Origin of the sequence: Methylorubrum thiocyanatum, from assembly GCA_014138645.1 — a bacterium.
Lineage (GTDB): Bacteria > Pseudomonadota > Alphaproteobacteria > Rhizobiales > Beijerinckiaceae > Methylobacterium > Methylobacterium thiocyanatum.
Window position 1 is genome coordinate 19,186 of the sequence record JACJIB010000011.1, and the last position, 23,264, is coordinate 42,449.

Below are 23,264 nucleotides of genomic sequence, written 5' to 3' on the forward strand. Positions count from 1 at the left end.
ATGGCTTTTCCGTTCAAGTCGGAAGGCTTCTGGGGCCCCCTGTTCCGCCGTCGCGACCGCGCGCGGACGACGGTGGCACATGTTGAGACGCCGCGCTCCCCGCGGCCGTCGAAGCGCCAGCTCGTGCTTCGCCTCAAGGCGAAGGCCGACCGCCTGTTCAACCGCGATCGGCTGATCTTCGATCCGCTCGAGCCCCGCGTCCTGCTCGACGGAACCGCGGCCTACCAGATCAACGTTCCGCTCGACGCGCAGACGGCGGAGCACAAGGTTCTCGTCGAACTGATCGAGATGAATCAGGCCGCGACGCGGGACGCGGACAGGGTTCAGCAGGTCCAAGTCTTCGACTATACCGGCGGACAGAAAGGTAGTCGCCTCCACACCTTCGGTGATCTCGACGCGACCAACAAGGCGTTCACGATCACTGGGACGAGCGACAAGGATCGCATCGTCGTCGATGTCGCCTCGTTCGAGCGGCTGACCGGCAGCACGAAGCCGATCCTGACCTTCAGTGACGTCACCACCGACAGCGGCGACACGATCGAGCTTCTCAACCGGGCCAAGAGCGCCGACAGTACCGGCGCCACCTTTACGCTCGGAGGCCGGGACACCGGCACGATCACGGCCGGGAAGTTCGAAGGCAATTTCAGCGGCATCGGCAATCTGGTCGGTGCCGCAGGCGCCGACGATACGTTGATCGCCGGATCATCGACCGGCATCCTCAGCGGCGCCTTCGGCGGCGGCAAGCGCAGCCTTCAGATCGATTTCTCCAGCCTCACGTCCGCCATTGATGCGACGCTGAAGCGGGCGGTGGACCCGGACACGTACCTCCTACAGCGGTCGAGCCAAGCAGACAGCGCTGCGGCGACCTTCGCGCCGATCGCCTTCACTGCGCCCTCGACCAATCTGGGCGTCCTGCTCGGCACCGGCGACGACACCCTGCGCCTCGAAACGCTGCCGCCGGGGCCGTCCTTCACCGTCTCGGGCGGTGCGGGCGCCGACGCCATCGTCTTCGATACCGCGCTGGCGGTGGCCACGGGCGATGTTGCCCTCACCTTCGACGGCGGGGAGGGCGACGACAGAATCGACCTGAACAAGGATCTCGAGGCGGTCGCCGGCAGGCTCGCGGTCACGTTCCTGGGTGGCGCCGGAAGCAACGGCCTCAACATCGGCGCGGGGGCCCAGATCAAGGCCAGCGACAGCGTCGTCCTGACGGCGGAGGCCACCGTGGCGCCGACGCTTCCGGCGAGCGGCAGCGATCGAACCGTCGTCAGCGCCGCCCGGATGGGCGTCGTCGTCAATCAGGGCGCGGTGATCAGCGGCACGTCGGTTGCGATCAAGGTCGCAAGTTCGACCAGCATCGCCAACGGCGACACCGATACCAACACGGCGAAGCTCTCCGTCGAGTCGGACACCGCGGCCACGATCAGCCTCGCCGGCCGGATCGAGACCGCGGGCGAGGCCGCGCTCACGACGAACATCACCAATTCCGTGACCCTCACCTCGACCCTCGCCTCGCAGTTGCGGGACGTCTCGGTCAGACAGACGAACCTCTCCACGATCGCCGTCGGCGCCCAGGGCGCGGTGAACGGCGGAACCGTGAAGCTCGCCGCCGACACGAAGGCGAACGTCACCATCAAGGCGATCGGCCTCGTCCTCCCGGGCCTCGAGACGATCACCAACGCGGCCAAGCTGACCGGTGATTCGCTGTCGGCGATCCTGAAGGGCGAGGCCGATCTCGGCGCCGTCCTCAAGTCGACGGACAACGGCCAAGTCGATTCGATCGCCGAACTCGCGGCCAAGGGCTTCATCAAGAAGGCGAAGACCTCGATCCAGAACGAGACGCGCGTCACGGTCGCCGACGGCGGTCAGGTCAAGCAGACGGGCACCGGAACGGTAACCGGCAGCGACGCGGCCCTCCTCATCGCGGCCACCGACGACACCGTGGCGCGCACCCTTCTGGTGGCCACCGACGGCGTGAAGGCGCCGGTGATCGGCGGCACGCTCGATCTGCCGGGGATGCTGAATCCGTTCGCGCTCAGCGCCGAGCAGCAGGTCAAGCGCGTCACCGCCGTCGATGTCGGGGTCGCCTCCGACCAGGTGCTGCCGGGCAGCATCCCGAGCGCTGCGGATGCCAAGATCATCGACGCGGCCGGGGCAGTGGCGCTCCAGGCCGGCAATTCCGGAACGGTGATCTCCCGCGTGCGCGCCGCGACGGTCTCCGTGGACGATCTCGACAATCCGACCAAGACGTCTGCCGGCGACGGCGGCGAGGATTGGGACGGTGAGCCGTCCGACAACTCGCTGCCCGCGCCGATCAAGACCGGCTATGCGGACAACACCGTCGATGACACCGTGCGCGTGGTCCTGCGCGGTGTCTCCGTCTCCGCCGCCGCGCTGCGGGCCGCCGCCGCCAACGTGACGACGGTCGAGGCGCGGGCGATCCAGGCGCAGAACACCCTGAAGGGCAGCACCGCCGCGACCGCCGAGGTCTCGCGGCTGCTGGCGCGCACGGGCGCCCTGTCGCTCACCGCGATCGACGCCGCCAGCGCCATGGCGATCGCCGAACCGGTCGATACCGAGACCCAACAGGACACCACTGACCCGTCGAAGACGCCCGAGCAGCAGAAGGCGCAGGAGGACGCGGAGAAGGCGGCGCGCGAGTTCCTCGGCATCGCCCGCGGTTCGGCCATCAACCTCGCCGAGCGTGACGTGACGGCCGCGCTCACCGGCAGCGAGGCGAACGCCGCGACCGACGTCGCGCTCGTGGCCCAGAACAGCCTGGAACTCGTGGCCGAGGCGCAGGCGACGGGGGTCGCCAGCATCCTCGGCGCGGCGGGCACCATCGCCGTCAACATCGTGCTCGGCAGCACCAACGCCGCCATCGTCGGCGGGAACGTGAAGGCCGCGGCCGGCGACGTCGTGGTCAATGCCGCCGACACCTCCACCATCGACGCCCGCGCCCGGACCACGGTCGATACCGCCTCCCGCGACGGCCAGCTCGGCGTCACGGTCCCGGCCATCGGTGCCGCGGCGGCCTTCAACATCGTCGGCTACGCGCTCGACGGGATGGGCTCCTCGAACATCATCCCGAAGATCCTCAGCGCCTCGGTCGATACCGTCCTCGGCACCGGCCTGCTGACGGCTGCGGCCACGCAGGCGATCCGGGCACGGATCGAGGGGGCGACCGTCGAGGCGGGCGGGCGCGTGCAGGTCACCGCGACGAGCGCGGGCCTCGTCAACTCCACCGTCAGCAACACCGTCGCCAACACCACGCCCGAGCAGACGCTCCTCCAGAATGCGACGGCCGAGGCCAAGCGCACCGCCATCAACCAAGTGAAGGCCACGCTCAGGAAGCCGGGCTCCGGGGCCACGCAGAACAGCCTCGCCACGGCCAAGACCGCCAGTTTCGGCGGCATCATCTCCACGAACCGGATCGCGCGGGCAGCCTCGGCCGAGATCATCGCGCGGGGGACGGGGAGCGGGTCCACCGCGTCCACGGTGACCGGTGGCGGCGCGCTCGACGTCTTCGCCACGGACCGGGCGACCATCAACGCCAACGTGAAGCTCGTCGCGTCCAGCCAGGCCGCGAGCGACGGTGGCCTCGATCCGAACCTGATGCGGACCCCGTCCAGCGACCGGGCCGGCAATGGCCTGGGCGATTCCGCTAAGCAGGGGGCGGGCAATACGTTCACGTCGCTCAAGCAGCGGAGCAAGCAGCTGGTCACCCCGTCCCAGTGGGGCCAGGGCGTGACCAAGCCGGATGCGGCCAACAAGACGGCCGAATTGAAGCTCGGCAAGCGCATCCTCCTCGACTTCCCCGAGGCGCTGAACTCCACCCCGATCGTGACACGGACGCTGAGCGCCGTTCCCCTTGGCCTCGGTGACGCGCTGAACAGCCGGCTGCCGTCCGCCAAGCCCAACACGCAGGTCGTCGCGAAGGACGGGGTGGTGCTCGTCAGTCCCGGCCACCCCTCCGGCAAGGGAGAGGTGAACACCTACTACCGCTACAAGCCACTCACGGCCTCCGCACCGCTCGACCTCAGCAAGGTCGATTTCACCGACACGACGACGTGGGAGAAGATCGGCGAGCGCGGCATCGTCTACGAGTGGATGGGGGCGGACGGAGTCACGCTCGAACTCAAGAGAGCGGTTTACAGTGACCGCGACAACTGGCGTCGCGTCGGTGACGGAGAAACGCAGCCCGGCAAGACGACCGGTTCCGGCGCGACGGCCATGGGCGGCATCGTCTCGCGCAACGACATCCGCGGCGGTGCGACGGCGGTCATTTCCGGAAACGCCGCGATCAATGCCGGCAGCGTCACGGTCACCGCTGAGCGCAACGCGGTGATCACGGCCCGGGCCGACGCGACCGTCGAGGCCATCGCCACCATCCGCGAGCAGCAGGGCCGGACGGCCGACGACAAGCCGGGCACCGGCACGCCGAGCCCGGTCCCGGGCCAGACCTCGCTGTTCGACCGCGGCAAGGCCGACGGGACGCAGAACTCGGCCTCCAACGCCCTCGCAGTCAACGCCGTCATCGCCACCAACGCCATCCTCTCGACGGCAACCGCCCGCATCGACGGCTCGACCGTCACGACGACGACGGCCGGAGACGGCGCCGTCTCGGTGAGCGCGACGACCGGCGGCGCCATCACCTCCACGGTCGACGCGCAGGTGACGGCGGCGGCGAGCGGCCCGGCCGGCTCGGGCGACGCGCCCGCGACGACCGGCACGGCGGCGCCTGCGACGACCACGGCGCGGGCGGCCGGGCTGCAGCTCGCCTTCAACGCCATCGGCTTCGACCTGGGCAATCTCGGCTTCGCGACGCTCGATGCCCTCGTCGGCACCAATCTCGGTCAGGCGGCGGCGCAGCAGGCCGTGGCCGAGATCACGAATTCCACGGTGAGGGCCGCGGGGGCGATCGGCGTGACCGCGCAATCCAGCGGTGTGATCGACGCGACGCTCGGCAATAAGGTGACGGCGTCCGCCCGTGCGGCCAGCGTCGATGCGCTCGCCGTCTCCGGCATCGTCGCGATGAACCGGGTGAGCGGTGCCGCGCGCGCGACGATCGATGCGTCGGGCAAGACGGTGTCGGGCACCGATGTGACGGTCGCGGCCAACGATACGGTCAGGATCAGCAGCACCACCACGGTCGGCGCGTCGGCCTCCGCCGTGAGCACCGGTTCCGTGAGCGGCGTCGACAAGAGCGCCGAGGCGCTGCTCGGTGAGTACAATTACACGACCAAGTCCGGAAAGCGGGCGATCAAGTTCGGCGAGAAGATCCGCCTCAGCGACACCTGGAGCGGCAAGGGCGAGAAGGGCGCCGTGTACCAGTACATGGGCCCCGATTTCACGACCGCCGTCGATCTCGGCGGAATCAAGGGACAGCCGGATAAGGACGGCAAGTTCGAGCCCGTCGATCCGCGGCTCGATTACGGCAATTTCGCCTACTGGAAGAAGCTCGACGCCACCAACGTGGCGCCCGGTACCAGCGGGGCGCAGCCGCGTGTCGGCAAAATCTCCTCGACCGGCCTCGGCGGAATCTTTGCGCGCAACGACGTCTCCGGCAAGGCCGAGGCGTCGATCGTGGATACCGGGCTGACGCCCCGCGGCGACGTCTCGGTCACCGCGACATCGACCGGCGCCATCAAGGCGCTCGACGCGAGCGTGGTTCGCGGCGGGACGGCGGTCAACGGCGTGCTCGTCTCCAACAACGTGCTCAACGGCGCCACCGCCTTCATCAAGGACACGCTGCTCGACGGCGGCAACGTCGATGGGTCGGGCGCGCGCACCAGCAGCGGCGGCTCCGTCACGGTCACCGCCACCAACACCTCCGAGATCGACGCCAGCGCCACGGGTAAGACGGCCGGTGAAGGCAATGTCGCGCTCGGCTTCACCCTGGCGTTCAACACGGTCGGCTTCGCCCAGCAGAACCCGCTCTTCAACATCGTCGACACGATCGTCGGCGATCCGCTGATCGCCACCGCGACGAAATCCGAGCAGCCCGCTGGCGCGACCGCCTTCATCACCGGCGCCCGGGCGATCAAGGCCGGGCGCGACGTCACCGTCGCGGCCGACAGCCGTGCGCAGATCAAGGCGGTGGCCGGCAGCGAGGTGTCGCAGGCCGACAGCGCCTCCACCGTCCACAAGGCGGAGACCGGGGCGCAGGGGATCTCGGCCGGTGCCGTGCTCGCCTCCAACAAGGTCAGCGCCCGGGCGGAGGCCTATATCGGCGCCGAGACGGAAGCCGCGCAGCCTTCCGGCTCCCCGGCCAGCGTGACCTCGACCGGCGGCAGCATCTTCGTCACGGCGACGAACCTGAACGGCATCGACGCGTCGAGCACGGTGATCTCCTCGTCGGCCGTGTCGGGCAGCGTCGCGGAGCTAGCGAAGAAGGCCGTCGCGACCGCGCAGAACATCTACGACTACACGACGAAGTCGGGCGAGCGGGCGCTCAAGACCGGCGACCGTGTCCGGTTGGGCCAGGATTACAGCGGCGGCGCCGGTCCGCAGGGCGAGGATCCTGCGATCAAGGGGCAGGTTTACATCTACATCGGTGCGTCCGGGAAGGTGGATCTCGGTGCCGCCACCACGAACTTCGCCGACGCGAAGAAGTGGTTCGCGGTCTCGGAGGGGGCGACGGTCTCGACGAAGCCGGCCACCGCGACGACGGGCAATACGCCACCGACCGGTAACACGTCTCCGACGGGATCGACGCCTGCGGCGACCCAGGAGTCGGTAACGGTCACCTCGGCTGATGGGAAGACCGCCACCACCGTCACCCGGCTGAAGGCGCGCTACACCACCAACGATTTCAATCCGATCCTGCGCACCGGCGAGACGGTGCTGTTCAAGACGAACAACAAGGGCGCGAAGGGCACCGTCGGGACGATCTATATCTATCGCGGCCCCGACAACACCGAGGTCAACCTCCAGACCGCGGACTACACCAGCGACAACTGGATTCCGGCCGCGGCCAAGTCGGTGATGCCGGCGATCGACAAGGTCTCCGACGTCACGGCGCCGGCCACGAAGACGGGCACCACCGTCACCCCGCCTTCGACGACCCGGACCCCGGCCTCCTCCTCCAAGTCGATCGGCGGCCTCATCGTCTTCAACGAGGTGAATGGCGGCGCCACCGCCCGCATCACCGATGCCACCGTGAAGGCCGATACCGATCTCACGGTCTCGGCCAAGGATGCGGCCAACATCGCCGCCACGCTCATCAGCACGGTGACCGCCTCCGGCGGCGCCTCGTTCACTTCGAAGCCTCCGGCGGGCACCACCGCCGGCACCGCGCCCGGCGACGGAACGGTGATCGCCGCCAATGGTCTGGCCGCGACCAACGTCGTGCGCGGCGGCGCCGCGGCCTCGGTGCTGCGCGCCACGGTCGAGGCGACGCGGGGCGATCTCGCCGTCCGCGCCGAGAACACGGCCGGCATCGACGCGCGGCTGCGCGCCTCGTCCACGACTTCGGGCGGCGGCCAGGGCGGCGTTTCGGCGGCGGTGACGCTCGCCTTCAACTCGGTGGGCTACGAGACGCAGAACCTGCTGTTCAACACCATCGACGCGCTGATCGGCTCGCCGACGCTGTCCGACGCCTTCGGCGCGGAGACCGGCTCGGGCGCCACCGCGACGATCCTCCGGTCGCAGGCCACGGCGGGGGGCGACATCACCGTCGCGGCCGTGTCGGAAACCAAGATCAACGCGACCGTCAGCAACGCCGCCCAGTCCTCGACCGACTCGATGAAGGGTTCGGGCGGCACGGGCTTCGGCGTCGTGCTCGTCTCGAACAAGGTGAGCGGACGCGCGACCGCGCGCATCGACAACACCGGCGACACCGGCAAGACCGTCAGCGCGGATCACGCCGTGACCGTCTCGGCGACGGATGCCGCCTCGATCACTTCCAATGCGCAGATCGTGACGAGTTCCACCGTCGTGAAGACGGATGGCGGCACGCTGACGAATCAGGCCAAGCTCAATAAGTTCCTGCCGTCCGACTTCTCGACCAACCCCAACGAGGTGCAGTCGGCGACGATCCAGTCGAACCTGATCAAGAACCGCGCGGATCTGCTTCCGGCCGAGATTAACAAGCTCGAAGCCGAGATGTGGTCCCAGGTCGCGCGGATCAAGCAGGAGGTGCTCGAACTGCAGGCCCGGCCGAGCCGGATCGCGCAGCAGTTCGACAGCGCCAAGCTGATGCTCAAGAGCCGACCGGACGCGAGCAACTATCTCAAGAGCGTCTACACGACGCTCGCCGACGCGATGGACGCGGCCATTGCCAACGTGCCCGCCAACAACCGGACCGATCTCAAGAAGAATCTTACGGACGCGGTGCGGGAGCTGCGCAAGGAGACGCTGGGCAACGTCCTCGACAACGCCGCCGCCGACGCTGCGCGCGACACGGCCTACAAATTTGCGGCGGAGGCCGCGCGTCTCGGCCTGATCGACGATGCCGCCCTGCGCGCGAGCCCGATCGAGGCCAGCCGGACCGTGGGCGAGATGATCGGCCGCGAGGTCAGCATCATGCGCGCCAACCTCGAGGCGGTGATCCAGATCGAGGCGCTGCGGACCAAGCTCAACGATTATCTCGCCCCGCTCGGTCTCAGCACCGACGTGATCGGCATCCTCGACCTGACCGCGTTCGGTCAGGTGAAGAAGACGGCAAACCCGCAGGACGTGACCTTCGGCGCGCGCGTGCGCATCTCCGCGGATTTTGCGAACAGCGCCAACGCCGCTCCCTACAAGACCAGCGACGGCAAGGAGGTCTCGATCAAGACCGGGGATACGGTCTGGGACGACGGCCTCAACGTGGTCGGGGTCGATTCGGTCTACAAGTATGTCGGCGAGACGACGCTGCTGAAGCAGCAGCCGAGCAAGATCAACTTCAACAGCACGACGAACGGAAAGGCCGATTGGGTCAAGATCGCGTTCAAGCCGGATTCCTTTGCGGCGAACGAGATCTACATCTACATGGGCGAGGCGGCGAACATCGATCTAGCCGCGCAGGATTACAGCGACAAGACGCTGTGGAAGCGCGCGCTCGATTCGAACTTCATCCCCGACAAGTTCGTGATCCCGGGCTCGACCCCTGCCTCGGGTCAGCCGGCCCCGGCGACGACCGACCCGACGACGCCGTTGCCGGCAGGCGATCCGTCGGCGAACAATCCGCAGCCCACCGTCATGCCGCAGAACGCGCCCGCGCTCGCCATCGGCGGCCTCGTGGTGGTCAACAGCGTCCATGGCGGCGCCACCGCGACGATCACCAAGGCCGACATCGCCACCGGCACGGGCGCCGTCATGGTGACGGCGAGCGAGAAGGCGACGATCACCGCGACCGCCGACAGTGCGGCGACGGTGAAGTCCGCGGATTCCTACGCGAAGACGGCGCCGGCCAGCACGGGCACGGGGACCGGCACCGCTCCGACCGCCGCACCCGGCACGCCCGGCGTAGGCACGCAGACCCAGACGAAGAGCCTCGCGCTCGGCGGCATCATCGCCACCAACAGCGTCCTGGGCTCGGCGGCGGCATCGATCGTCGACAGCACGGTGCTCACCGGCAAGAACCTCGCGGCAGGGACGAGCGTGGGCGGCGTGGCGGTGACCGCCTCCAACACCGCGACGATCGATGCCAGCACCAAGACCAGCGCCACGAGCGACGGCGCCGCGCTGGCGCTCACGCTCGCCTTCAACACCGTCGGCTGGAAGGACCAGAACGTCCTGTTCCGTGCAGCGGACACGATCACCGGTCAGCCGCTGATCGCGGGCGCCTTCCAGAACGACACCGATCCGGCCGGCGCCAGCGCACAGATCCTGCGCAGCGCGGTGACGACGGGGACGGACGGCGCGGTCACCGTGGCCGCGGAAGCGAATGCGGGCATCAAGTCGGCCATCCTCAACAAGTCGAGCTCGTCCGAGAACGTCCTCAAGGATGCCAGCGCCTACGCGCTCGGCTTCGTGCTCACCGGCAACATGGTGAACACCCGCGCGCTCGCCACGATCGACAACACCGGTACGGCGAACACGATCGATGCCGGCGGCGCGCTGAGCATCCGAGCCGACAGTGCGGGCACGATCAGTGCGAAGAACGCGCTCTCGGCGCTGGCCAGCCTCACGAAGGCGTCGCTGCTGGAGGACTTCGCCGATAAGATCCTGTCGAACTACGACTATACCCGATCTTCCGGCGAGAAGAACCTCACCTTCGGCGATCTCGTCTACGACTGGGACACTTCGGTCGATCGGGTCTACGGCGTCGATAAGGTCTATGTCTATATCGGCGCGGACGCGCCGGTCGTTCTCAAGGACGCTGACTTCAGCGATACGACGAAGTGGCGTCTCAACAACGCCCGCGAGTTCCTCAAATTCCTGCCACCGGGCGTGCTGAACCTCGGCGAGAGCATGGATCCGGCTTCGTCCGGCAGCCAGCCAGCGACGGGCTCACCGTCCGCCTCCACGACGACGACCGCGAAGCCCTACGCGGTTGCGGTCAGCGGCATCCTCGTCTCGAACGACGTGCGCTCCACGGCCGAGGCGAGCCTCACGAACGCCGACGTCACGCGGGCCGGCGACGTCACGGTCGGGGCGACCCAGACGGGCAAGATCGAGGCTTCGGTCACGAGCAAGGTCCAGTCGAAGCTGAAGCCCGGCACCAAGCCCGGAACGAAGGAAGCTATCGCCGTCGGCGCCGTGATCGCGGCCAACGTCGTGACGGGGTCGAGCACGGCGACCGTCACCGGTTCGAAGCTCGGCGCCGGCAACGGCAAGACCGTGGGCAACGTCACGGTCGAGGCGGCGAACACCGGCACGATCACCGCGACCATCAGCAGCATTGTCGAGTCGTCGAAGACCGCCGTCGGCGTCACGGCCGCCTTCAACAAGATCGGCACGTCGAGCCAGAACGTCCTGTTCGACCTCACCGACGCGATTCTCGGCACCGATCTCGGCACCGTCATCCAGGGGGCCAACGCCTTCGCGGCGACGGCCTCCATTTCGGGCCAGCCGATCAATGCGACCGGTCGGGTCAAGGTCTCCGCCCTGTCGAAGGCGACGATCGCCGCCGACATCAAGAACGCCGTCACCACGGTCGGCGCCGAGGTCACCGGCGTCGGGGCCGTGGTCGGCCTCAATTTCGCGCGCCTGGCCACGTCGGCCACCTTGTCCGGCATGAACAGCGTCACGGCGTCCGGCGTCGCGGTGAGCGCACTGAGCCAGTCGAAGATCGATGCCGTCGTCACCGCGCCGGTGACCTCCGTCGCTTATCGGACACCCTCGACGGATCCGAACGCGCCGCCGTCGGGTGAAGGGCCCAAGGCCGGCCACACGATCTCCGTCGGCATGAGCATCGCCCGCAACACGATCGTCGACACCGCGCTCGTCGCAGGGATCGACGAGGTCGGGACGGTGACCGCGACCGCGGGCGACGTGCGGGTGATCGCCGGCAGCGGCGCCACCATCAACGCGACGGCGACGGCGACCGCGGTCGCCCTGCTGTTCAGCACCGAGGAGAACAAGAACGTCGGCGTCGCCGTCGGCGGCGCGCTCGGCTTCAACACGATCCTCGGCGGCGTCGACGCGCATATCACCAATACCCGGACCGCCCTGATCGAGGCCCGCGGCAACGCCGCGCCGGACGCGAAGGGCGAGGGTGGCCAGGGCAACATCACCGTCTCGGCCACGAACACGTCCAGCATCACGGCCAAGATCGAGGCCGCGGCGGCGGCGGTGATCGTCGGAAAGGGCGCCTCGCAGGCGGTCGCCGTCGGCGTCACCCTCGCCTTCAACATGATCGGCTTCTACGGCAGCGGCCTGCCGACCGGCACGGACTTCAAGAACGGCACCGACCGCTCCCTCAACGTCACCGCGGGCGTCTCCGGCACGCGCCTGAGCGCCCGACGCAAGGTCACGGTCGAGGCGACCTCGGCGAGCACCATCACGGCGACGACGCTCGCCGCCGCGGTCGCGGTCGGCGCGTCGACGGGGGGGAGCAGCGGAACCCAGGACGCCACCATCGCCGGGTCCGGCGGCGGGCTCTATGTCGGCAACAAGATCGTCACGGCGACGAAAGCCGTCATCGACGGCACCAGCAGCACCGACGACGGCGTAAGCGGCGACACGAACGGCATCACCGTCGCCGCCGCCGACCGTTCGATCATCAAGGCGACCTCGGTCGCGCTCGCCGTGTCGGCGAATTTCAGCGGCAAGTCGAGCGGCTCCACCACGCAGCCGAACGTGGCCATCGGCGCGGCGGTCGCCAACAACGAGATCCAGAGCGACGTCACCGCCCGGATCCTGAACGTCGCCGATCTGGCGGGTTCGGGCCCCGTGCAACTCTCCGCGACACGCAGCGCAGACATCTTCGCGCGCACCTTCGCCGCCGCGGTCGGCGCGCAGGTCTCCGGGCAGGGCAGCGGCTTCGGCGTGACCGGGGGCGGCGCGACCGCTCTCAACACGATCGGCGGCTCGACGATCGCCGAACTGTCCGGTTCGGTGGTCGGCAAGGGAACGGGGACGGACCCCAAGGCCGGAAGCCTCGACGTCACGGCGACTGACACCGCCACGATCGCGGCGCTGACCGGAGCCCTAGCGCTCACCGTCAGCGGCTCCGTCGAAGGCAAGGCCAGCGGCGTCGCGGTCGGCGCCTCGGTCGCCAACAACGTAATCGGGTCCGGCGCCGCGGTCCGCGCGACCCTCTCCGGCACGCCCGTGCGGGCAACCGGTGCGGTCACCGTGTCCGCCCGCTCGAACCAGACCGTCAACGCGATCACCGTCGCCACGGCTGTCGGCGTCTCGGCCAGCGGAACCGACAAGACCGTGGCGGTGAGCCTTGGCGGCTCGGCCGCCCGGAATCTCATCGACATCGCCACGACGGCCGAGATTCTCGGTGCCGTCGCCATCCAGGCCGGAAGCCTCTCGGTTCAGGCCGACAACAGCTCGACCATCGCCTCGCTCGTCGGCGCGGCCTCGATCGCCGCCACCTTCGGTTCCACCGACGCCGTTTCGGTCGCGCTCGCGGCGAGCATCGCCCTCAACCGGATCGCCGGCAACGTCAGCGCCAGCGTCACGGACGCCACGGTGACGACGCTCTCGGGCGGCGTCAGCATCGCCGCCACGCGCACGGGAACGATCAGCACCGTCGCGGCGGCGGCGAGCGTCGCCGTGGGGGCCGGCGGCGACAAGGGCGTCGGCGTCTCCGGCGCCGGCGTCGCGGCGGTCAACCAGATCGACAGCAGCACCACGGCCTCGGCCGGAAACGCCACGCTCGACGCCCAGGGCGCGGTGGCCGTCTCGGCCTCGAGCATCGCGACGATCACGGCCGACATCGTCAGCGCGGCCCTCTCCGTCGGCGGCGGTTCCGCCAGCGCGGGCGCCGGCGCCCTCGGCGTGTCCATCGCCTACAACGAGATCGGACGCTGGACCGCCTACGACGAAGCCAACAACCGTCTGAGCGAGAGCCCGGCCCTGGGCGGCCGCGCCAAGGTCTCGGCCACCCTCACGAACAGCACGGTCAAGGCGGCCGGCGAATTGTCGGTGCGGGCCGCGAGCGGCAACACCGTCACCACCAACATCGCCGCGATCGCCGTCGGCGTCACCGCGTCCGGGGACAAGGCCGGGGCGGTGACCCTCGGCGGCACCTTCGCGATGAGCAGCATCGGCCTCGCGACCGAGGCCACCATCGACGGCGACCGGACGGGTTCCGGGCCGGGCCTCGATGCGGCGAGCGCGGTCGTCTCGGCGCAGGACGCCTCGACGATCACGACTCGGGCTCTCTCGGCGAGCCTCGCGCTGGCGGCCGCGGGCAGCACCGCAGTTTCCGTCGCGATCGGCGGCAGCGTCGCACTCAACACCATCGCCAACGACGTTTCGGCGAATGTGAAGAACGTCGATCGCGGCCTGAAGACGGCCAGCGCGATCCTGATCGAGGCGCGATCGAAGGGCGCGCTCACGGCGAACGCGGCCTCGGCGGCGATCAGCCTGTCCGGCTCCGGCTCGAACGCCGTCGCGGTGAGCGCCGCGGTCACCTACGCCCGCAACGTCATCACCACGGGCACCCATGCCCGGGGGACCGACAGCAGCTTCACCACCACCGGCACGGGCGGGGACATCACCGTCACGGCCGAGGCATCGACCCAGATCGATGCGGCGATCCTGGCCGCGGCTTTGGCCGCGGGCGTCAGCGGCAGCAACGGCGTCGGCGTCGGCATCGGTGCCGCGGTCGCCGAGAACCGCATCGGCAACTGGTCGCAGTCGGGCAGCGGCAAGGACACCAGCTTCACGCTGGCCGGCAACGGCGGCACCGCGGTCGAGGCGATCCTGAGCGGCAGCTCCGTCAAGGCGGCGGGGGCGCTCATCGTCGCCGCCAACTCGTCCCAGGCGATCACGGCCAAGGTCGCGGCGGCGTCGGCGGCCATCGGCGGCGGCGGTTCGGCCGGCGTCGGCGTGGCGGCGGCCGGCGTCACCGTCGTCAACGCCATCGCGGTGGCGACCCGCGCCATTATCGACGGCGACGGGGCAACCGGCATCGAGGCCGGCAGCATCCGGGTGAGCGCTGCCGACGCCTCCACCATCGACGCCTTTGCCGGCTCCGCCTCGCTCGCGGGCTCCGGCGGCGGCTCGGCCGGCGTCTCGGTCGCGGTTGGCTTCACCCTGGCACTCAACACCATCGCTGGCGGCGTCGAGGCCGGCATCGCCAATGCGGACACCCTGCTGCGAACGACGGGTGCGGCTTCGGTCAAGGTCAACGACGATCCGCTGAACGGCGACACGGTGAACGGCGTTCTGGTGAGCGCCTCGCGTGCCGGCCGCATCTACGCGGCGGCGGCGGCGGCGGCGATCAGCATCGCGGGCGGCGGCTCGGCCGGCGTCGGCGTCTCGGGGGGCGGCGCCTTCGCCGCGAACCGCATCCTCGGTTCCGTCAACGCGACGGTGGATGCGAGCAAGATCACGACGGCGGCCGGCGGCGGCCTCACGGTGAGTGCGGGCGCCTCCTCCGACATCACGGCGATCATCTCCGCAGCGGCCGCCTCCGCCGGCGGCGGCGGGTCCGCGGGCGTCGGCGTCGCCCTCGGCGCCAGCGGCGCCGAGAACCGGATCGGCACGTGGACGACGAGCGGCACCGACGAGGCGCGCACCGATACGTTCGCCGAGAGCGGGGCCGCGTCCGTTCGGGCGTCGATCAAGGCCTCGACCCTCGACATCGCCGGAGCGCTGAAGGTCGAGGCGACGGCGACCCAGAAGATCTCCGCGACCCTCGTTGCCGCTGCGGCCGCCATCCAGGGCGGCGGCGCGGCGGGCGTTTCGGTGAGCGCCGCCGGCGCGGTGGCCGCCAACGCCATCGGCGTCATCACCGCGGCGACCATCGACGGCGAGCAGAGCGGTTCACGCTCGAACGTGACGGCGGGCAGCGTCACCGTCTCCGCCGCGAACACGGCGCAGATCTCGGCGGTCGTCGGCGCCGCCTCGCTCTCGGGCGCCGGCGGCGGTGCGGCGGGCGTGGGCGTGGCGGTGGGCTTCGCGCTCGCCATCAACAGCATCGCGGGCGGGGTCCAGGCCTCGATCGGCCACGAGCGGGCCGGCACGAGCACGGTGACGACGCGCAGCGGCGGTGTCACCGTCGCGGCGCGCAACGATGCGCGGATCCGGGCCGCCTCGGCGGCAGCGGCCGTCTCGATCGGTGGCGGCGGGGCGGCCGGCGTCTCGGTGAGCGGCGGCGGTGCGGCCGCCTCCAACGTCATCACGCTGAAGACCAGCGCCGCCGTGGCCAACGGCGCGCTCACCGTCCGCGGCGGCAAGTCCGCGGTGACGGCGAGCGCCAGTGGAACGATCGAGGCGCTGATCACGGCCGCCGCCGCGGCGGCCGGCGGCGGTGGCGCGGCCGGTGTCGGCGTCGCGGTCGGCGTCGGCGTGGCGCGCAACGCGATCGGCGCGGGCAACGAGACCCGCGCCACGCTCCGGAACACGAGCGTCGATTCGAACGGCGCGCTCGACGTGACCGCGACCTCGAACCAGACGATCCGGGCGGCGGTGGCGGCAGTGTCCGCCTCGCTCCAGGGGGGTGGTGCGGCCGGTGTCGCCGTCGTCGGAAACGGCGTCGGCGCCTACAACACCATCGCCACCACGACGAGCGCGACCATCGACGGCGCCGGCGCCTCCGGCATCTCGGCGACGCAGATCGCGCTCGCCGCTAAGGACACCTCAAACATCGCGGCGGTCGTCGGCTCGGCCGGCATCGCCGGCAGCGGCGGCGGCGCGGCCAGCGTCGGCGTGACGGTGTCGGTCTCGCAGGCCACCAACACCATCGGCAATACCGTCGAAGCGGCGATCCGCAACGCGGTGAACGGCGTCACCTCGACCTCCGGGGACATCTCGGTCGAGGCCGAGAGCGGCGGCACGATCCAGGCGATCGCGTCGGCGGCCTCCGTCAGCGTCGGCGGCGCGGGCGTCGCCAACGTCCAGGTGGCCGGCGGCGGTGCCGCAGCGCTCAACATCATCACCACGAGCACGCGTGCGGCCATCGAGAAGGCCTTGGGCCAGTCGGCGCTCAACCGGGTCACGAGCGGCGCGGGCCTGCGGGTCGGCGCCAAGAGCAGCCAGGACATCGACGCCGCGGTGGCCGCGCTCTCCGCCGCCGGCGGCGGGGCCGGCATCGCAAGCGTTCCGGTGGCGATCGGCCTGTCGGGTGCGCAGAACATCATCGGCAAGTGGACGACCACCGATGATAAGGGGGACCGGCTCGATCAGCCGACGCTCAAACCCGACGGCAGCGCCAAGGTCGAGGCGGTGATCGCCGACACGGTGGCGGATGCGGCCGGCACCGTTGCGGTGACGGCGACGTCGGCCGGCTCGATCGACGCCACCGTCGCGGCCGCCTCCTTCGTCGCGACCGGCGCCCTGGTCGGCGTCGGCGTGGCCGGCTCGGGAAGCTATTCCGGCAACGCGATCAGCTTCGCCACCCATGCGGCGATCACCGGCGCTTCGACGAGCGTGACCGGTGCCGACGTGTCGGTGCTGGCCGCCAATCGCTCGGCGATCACCGTCGATGTCGGCGCGGCGGCCGTGGCGGCGGCCGGCGGCGTCGTCGGCGTGGCACCGTCGATCGGTGTGGCCACGGCCCTGAACGTGATCAACAACGCGGTGACGGCGCGGATCGACGGCGCCGCGGTGAAGACGCGTACGGCGTCGACGGGTACCGGCACGATCCGGGTGGCGGCGCAGGTTCCTGCGGACGACCCGAGCACCGCCGGCTTCGACGGCGCGAGCATCCGCGCCCGCGTCGCCGCGGCCGCCGTCGCGCTCTCTGGCGGCGGCGTCGCCGTTTCGGTGGCGGGCGGGGGCGCCGTCGCGACCAACATGATCGGCGGCACCACCCGCGCCAGCGTCACCAATGCCCGGCTGACCGCCGTCGGCGACGTCGCGATCGGTGCCGAGAACAACAGCCGGATCGAGGCCGAGGTCGCCGCGCTCGCGGCCGGTGCCAGCATCGGCGGCGTCGCGGTCGGCGCCAGCATCGGCACCGGCGTCGCCGTCAACCTCATCGGCGGCACGATCGACCAGACCGTCGACGGGAAGACGAAGACGACCAGCTCGGCGGACCTCGTCATCGAGGCGCTGTCGCAGGACACGACGATCGACGCCAAGGGCAATCTTTCCGTCACCTCCGTCTCCGGCCAGACGATCCGCGCCACGGTCGCGGCGGGGTCCGTCGCGATCTCCGGGGGCGCCGTCGCCCTCAGCGCCGCCGGCGCGGGGGCCGGCGCGCACAACCGGATCGGCGCGCAGGTCAGCGCGACGATCGAGGGCGCGGGCGGCAAGATCACCGCCGGCGACGTCACGGTTGCGGCGAGCGACGCCTCGACGCTCTCCGTCGAGACCGGTGCGGCCTCGGTCGCGGCCACCTTCGGCGTCTTCGGCAGCGCGTCGTTCTCGCTCGCGGTCTCCGCCGCGAGCAATGCGATCGCCAACACCGTCACCGCCGCGATCAGCGATCTCGGCTCGCCGGGCGGACTCACCGCGCGGGGGGCGGTCAACGTCACCGCGGCCGAGCGCGCGAGCCTGACGAGCCGTTCACGGGCCGCGGCCCTGGCCGTCGACGCCTCCACCTTCGGCATCGCCGTCGCGGGCGGCGGCGCCGGCACCGGCGATACCGTCACCAGCCAGACGAGCGCCGGGATCACCGGCAGCAAGGTGACGGCGGCCGGCGACGTGTCGGTTGGCGCCAGCGACACCACGACCGTCGATTCGCAGGTGCTCGGCATCTCCGTGGCGGGCGGCGTGTTCGCCCTCGCCGCCAGCGGCTCCGTCGCGACCGTCGATGTCAGTCCGAAGGTGACGGCCACGCTCGCCGACAGCACGATCGTCGCCGACGACCTCGTCGTCACGGCGACCGCCACGCCGACCGCCTATGCCCGGGCCACCGGCATCAACGCGGGCACGGCGGCGGTCGGCGCCTCGACGGCGCTCGCCAAGGTCGGTGCGACGGTCTCGGCCTCCACCGCGCGGACCGGCATCACCGCCAATACGGTCACCGTGCTGGCCAACCTCGCCCGCGGCGCGAATCCGACGGTTCAGGCCGAGGCGACGGGCGCGGTCGGCGGCCTGATCGGCATCAACTCCACGGTGACCGACGCGACCAACGCCAGCCGTGTCACCGCGACCTTCGACGCCGGGACCGTGCTCAACGTCGCGCGGGCGGTCTCGCTCGCCGCGTCGGCCGCGACCCAGCAGCGTTCGAACGCCAACAGCGCGAGCCTCGGCCTCGTGGCCGCCGGCGCGACGATCGCGCGAGCGAGTTCCGCCACGCAGACCCAGGCGAACGTCGCCACCACGGACACCATCCGCGCCGGCTCGTTCTCGCTCACGGCGACCGGGTCCGACGACAACATGGCGGTCGCCACCGCCGGCTCCGGCGGCCTCGTCTCGGGCGCCGCTGCCGTCACCACCATCACGACGGGGGGCAGCACCAGCGCGACCCTCGGGGACAATGCCAAGGTCGACCTGATCACCGGCCGCTCGAGCAGCGGCCTGATGTTCCTGAACGCCGACCACACCGCCATCACCAACGGTCAGATCATCACCAACAGCTATGGCGCCCTCGCGGGCAGCGGCGCTGCCTCCACCAACACGATCGACCACGACGTGACGGCGACGGTCGGCGCGGCGGCCCGGATCCTGGCCTACGACATCACCCTCAACGCGCGGAATGCCGTGCTGAAGCCGGCCCTGGCTGATCCGAACATCGACGGCAACACGGGCGGTTTCGCCAGCGCGGCCGGTGCCACCAGCCGGACGGAACTCGATCTGTCCACGGCCGTGAATGTCGGCACCGCTGCCAAGCTCGAAACCACCGGGTTCACGGGCGCCTACGGCAACATCACGCTGGCGGCGCTCAACGACGTCAACGTGACCGACAAGGTCGTTCTGATCACCGCCGGCGCGCTGGCCGGCGCGGGCTCCTTCGCATCCCTTTCCGGCAAAGACGGCGCCGGGCTCAACGCTGCCGTCAACGTCGGCAACGCGGCCGAGATTCTGACGCTCGGCAACCTCACCGCCACCGCCAGCACCCGCGTGACGGCTTCGATCATCGCCAACAGCAAGACCGATGGCGCGGCGACCGTCGCCACCGGCAGCGCCGACATCACGCTGCGGCCCAACAACACGGTGACGCTGGGCGAGAACGTCAAAGCCAAGGCCTACGGCAACCTGACGCTGATGGCCGGCAAGCAGGCCGACCTGCGCGACGACCACTACGACCTCTCCGCGCGCTCCGACACCAATGCGGGCAGCGTGATCCCGATCCAGTCGATCGGCGCCAACATCGAGCTCAAGCAGGCCAACACCATCACCGTCCGCTCCGGCGCCCTGCTGGAGACCGGCGGCGAGGCCATGTTCAACACCAACTGGTTCGGCATGGCCGCCACCGACGCCAAGGCGAAGGGCACGAGCTGGACCACGGCGGTGGCCGGCGGCATCGACAGCCTGCTCGGCGGCAACGCTCAGGCGGTGCAGTCGGGCAATGCCGCGCGCTCCTCGATCGGCCGCGTCATCATGGACGGCACGGTCCGCACCGGCATCATCAGCGATATCCGCATCGTCCTCGACGCGCTCAAGAGCCAGGCGGGCACGCCGACCAGCAGCTACACCGCCAACGGACACACCTACGTCACGGCCAGCACGCCCGGCAAAACCATCCTCACGGGCACGATCTATCTCGGCGGCAAGGCGATCGACGCGAACGGCGCGATCGTCGAGGACGGCACGGCCCCCACGACCTTCACCCTGAGCCAGGATACCGGCGGCGCGGCCGCCCTCCTGACGGCGCCCCGGCTGCCGATCACCATCGCGATGGGCACCGAGTTGCAGCGCTCGGGCCTGATCGAGGCCATGAACGACGCCATGGCCAAGAAGCAGGAGTACAAGCGCGATCCGGGCCTGCAAGCGTTCTACAACAACGAGGTCCTGCGCATCGCGGGCATCCTCAAGGCCCAGAACCTCGCCGATATCTTCTACAATGCTGATGGAACCGTCGCTGGCGTGGGCGCTGTGCGCCAGCAGGTTCAGGTCATCACCGTCGGGGCCTTCACGGCGGGTGCCGGCCGGATCGCCGTCTTCGCGGACGACCTCAGCGGCCGCGGCTCGTTCGAGGCCAAGGAATCGGGCAGCGTCTCGATCGAGAACAATTCGACCGCCTCGCTGCGGATCGGCGGCATCACGATGCCGGAATCCTCGGGCGGTCTCGTCTACAACGGCATCACCATCTCGACGGCTCAGAGCCCCTACGCGAAGATCGCGGAGCTGAACGCGCTCAGCGCCAGGGCGGACGGCTACACGCCGGGCGCCGTCGCCTTCTCCGCGCTGGCTGCGGGCGGAAGCTTCACCAACGCCAAAGACAGCACGATCAACATCGTCAACAACAAGGGCGCCGAGACCGTCACGCCGGATTACCGTATCCCGGCGGGCTCGCTCATCATCGCGGGCGCCATCACGGCGCCGAACGCCATCTACAAGGCGGACAGCAAGGGCGATTACTTCGTCGACGCGGGTGCGCGCATCCTGGTCAAGAAGGACAATTCGATTGCCAAGGGCGTCGCCACGATCGGCGGCCCCGGCCTCGTCAACGACAAGTCCGTCTACGAAGTCGGTGCCTCGCCCTACTCGGAGGTGAAGAGCGCGTTCCAGAACAACGGCTTCAGCGCCTCGAACGTCAACGACATCATCGCGAAGCTGTCGGTGAAGTCGAGCACGCCGAACCTCCAGGCGGCACAGGTTTCGATCAACGCGCAATACGTCAACGTCAACGGCCTCATCCGCAGCGGCGTCTCGGATTACACGCTCACCATCGACGCGGCGGCCATCCAGGAGATCGAGCGGGCGCTCGCCAACAAGACCGGACCGTACATGACGATCGACCGCCTCTCGAAGGAGGGGCTGTTCACGGTCGAGCTCGACACGGTCAACGAGCGGCTCCTCGTGCACGAACTCGTCACCTTCGGCGGCTCCGTGTCGATCACCGGCAACATCCTCAACACCGGCGTCGGCACCGGCCGGATCGAGGCGCTGGCCGGCTACTCCAACATCACCATCGTCAATCAGTCGAAGTACGACGTCGTCATCGAGAAGCTCGACAACAGCAGCCGCGGCGCCGGCAGCGTCGTGCTGAACGACCTCGCCTACGCGGACGACACCGTCCGCTACCGGACGACGATCTATCAGTCGACGAAGAACGCCTCCGGTCAGGATGCGGTCTCGACCGTCGTGCGCACGATCTACAAGAATGGCGACACGGCGCCGACGGCGGTCACCGGTCTCGGCGACAGGACCGATACGGGCCGCACGGCGACCTACACGCCCAAGGACGGCTGGCGCTACGCCTACGCCGTCGGCCAGACCCAGACGCGATACCAGACCACCACGACGGGCACCTCGTCCTGGGCCGGCATCGATGCGCTGGCCAAGGACCCCGCCACCATCACCGGCTTCCGGGACGTCGCCACCGGCGAAGTCAAAATGATGGGCGAGGGGACCTACTACTACATCGACGTCAGCAACGACGCGGCCTATACGTTCCCCACCATCAACAACCCCAAGACGACCAATCTCGACGGCTTCTCGGCACCCGAGAAGGGCAATAGCTGGGTGGACAGCACCTGGTACGGCAAGAAGACGTACTATCAGGAGTGGGTCCGTGAGCAGCCGCAGGAGCGGACGGCCACGGCGAACATCCTCGCCGACCGGCCGATCCAGGTTTCGTTCTACGGTTCGGACACCGGCGACATCAGCATCACCTCGACGGGGGCTGGCCGGGTCCTGATCAAGAACGGGATCGTCAACACCTCCGGCGCGGTTCGGATCGACGCCGTCGGCTCGATCGAGCAGACGACGGCGACGGCCTCGATCTCCGCCGCCTCGGTGACCCTGATCTCGCGGGCGGGCAGCATCGGCACCGGCACGGCCGTGCTGGGCAGCGACACCACCGGTCCGGGCGCCGTCCCGGGGGAGGGCGCGCAGGCGCTGCTCGTCGACGGCGTGTTCAGCACCGACAAGGACGGCAAGCGGACCTACACGGCGCCGGTCGTCCTCACGGCTTCGGCCGCGGGTTCGGTCTACATCCAGAACGTCGGCCTGCCGGCGCTGCAGATCGATACCGTCACCGCGACCGGCGGCGACGTCACGCTGGTTTCGGCCCCGGGCATCGTCGTGGCGAACGGCAAGGCCGGCTCGATCAGCGGCGGCGTGATCACGCTGGTGGCCAAGTCCGGCGATATCGGCTCAGGCGACGTCACCGGCGCCTCGATCCTGACCATCAAGGGCGGCCAGACGCAGCGCGACCGGGTCGATATCCTGGCCGGCGGCAACGTGTCGGTCCGCCAGACCACGGGCAACCTGCGCCTCAACAGCCTCACCGCCGGCGGCGACGTCGTCGTGCAGGTCAGCGCGGGCAGCCTGCTCAACGTGAACAATGTCGTCGTGCGCGACGAGCGCAAGGCGGCGGACCTGATCGGCGGCGTGTGGAAGGACCTCGCGCTCACGACCGAGGACGCAAACCGCAAGTTCCAGGAGACGCTGAGCGCCTACGACAGCGTCCGGCAGCGCGATTACAACGCCTATTGGGCCTACCGGAACCAGCAGGCGAACCCGGCGGTCTACGACAGCCAGTTCCAGGTGACGCTCAGCGCGACCAACGGCGAACTCGCCTACTTCCAGGATCTCTACAGGACGCAGGCCAGGAGCGAGGGCGTCACCGACGCCGCCAAGATCGACCAGTACGTCGC

General features: G+C 69.9%; 1 protein-coding gene (running past one end of the window). It reads left to right on the top strand.

Features of this window, described 5'->3' with window-relative positions; translation table 11 throughout:
- Positions 1 to 23,264: the 5' portion of a calcium-binding protein gene (locus HNR51_RS24190; RefSeq protein WP_182556642.1), read on the top strand. Its footprint extends 21,223 nt past the window's final position; only the first 23,264 of its 44,487 coding nucleotides appear in the window; it begins with the start codon at positions 1 to 3; the stop codon falls past the right edge of the window.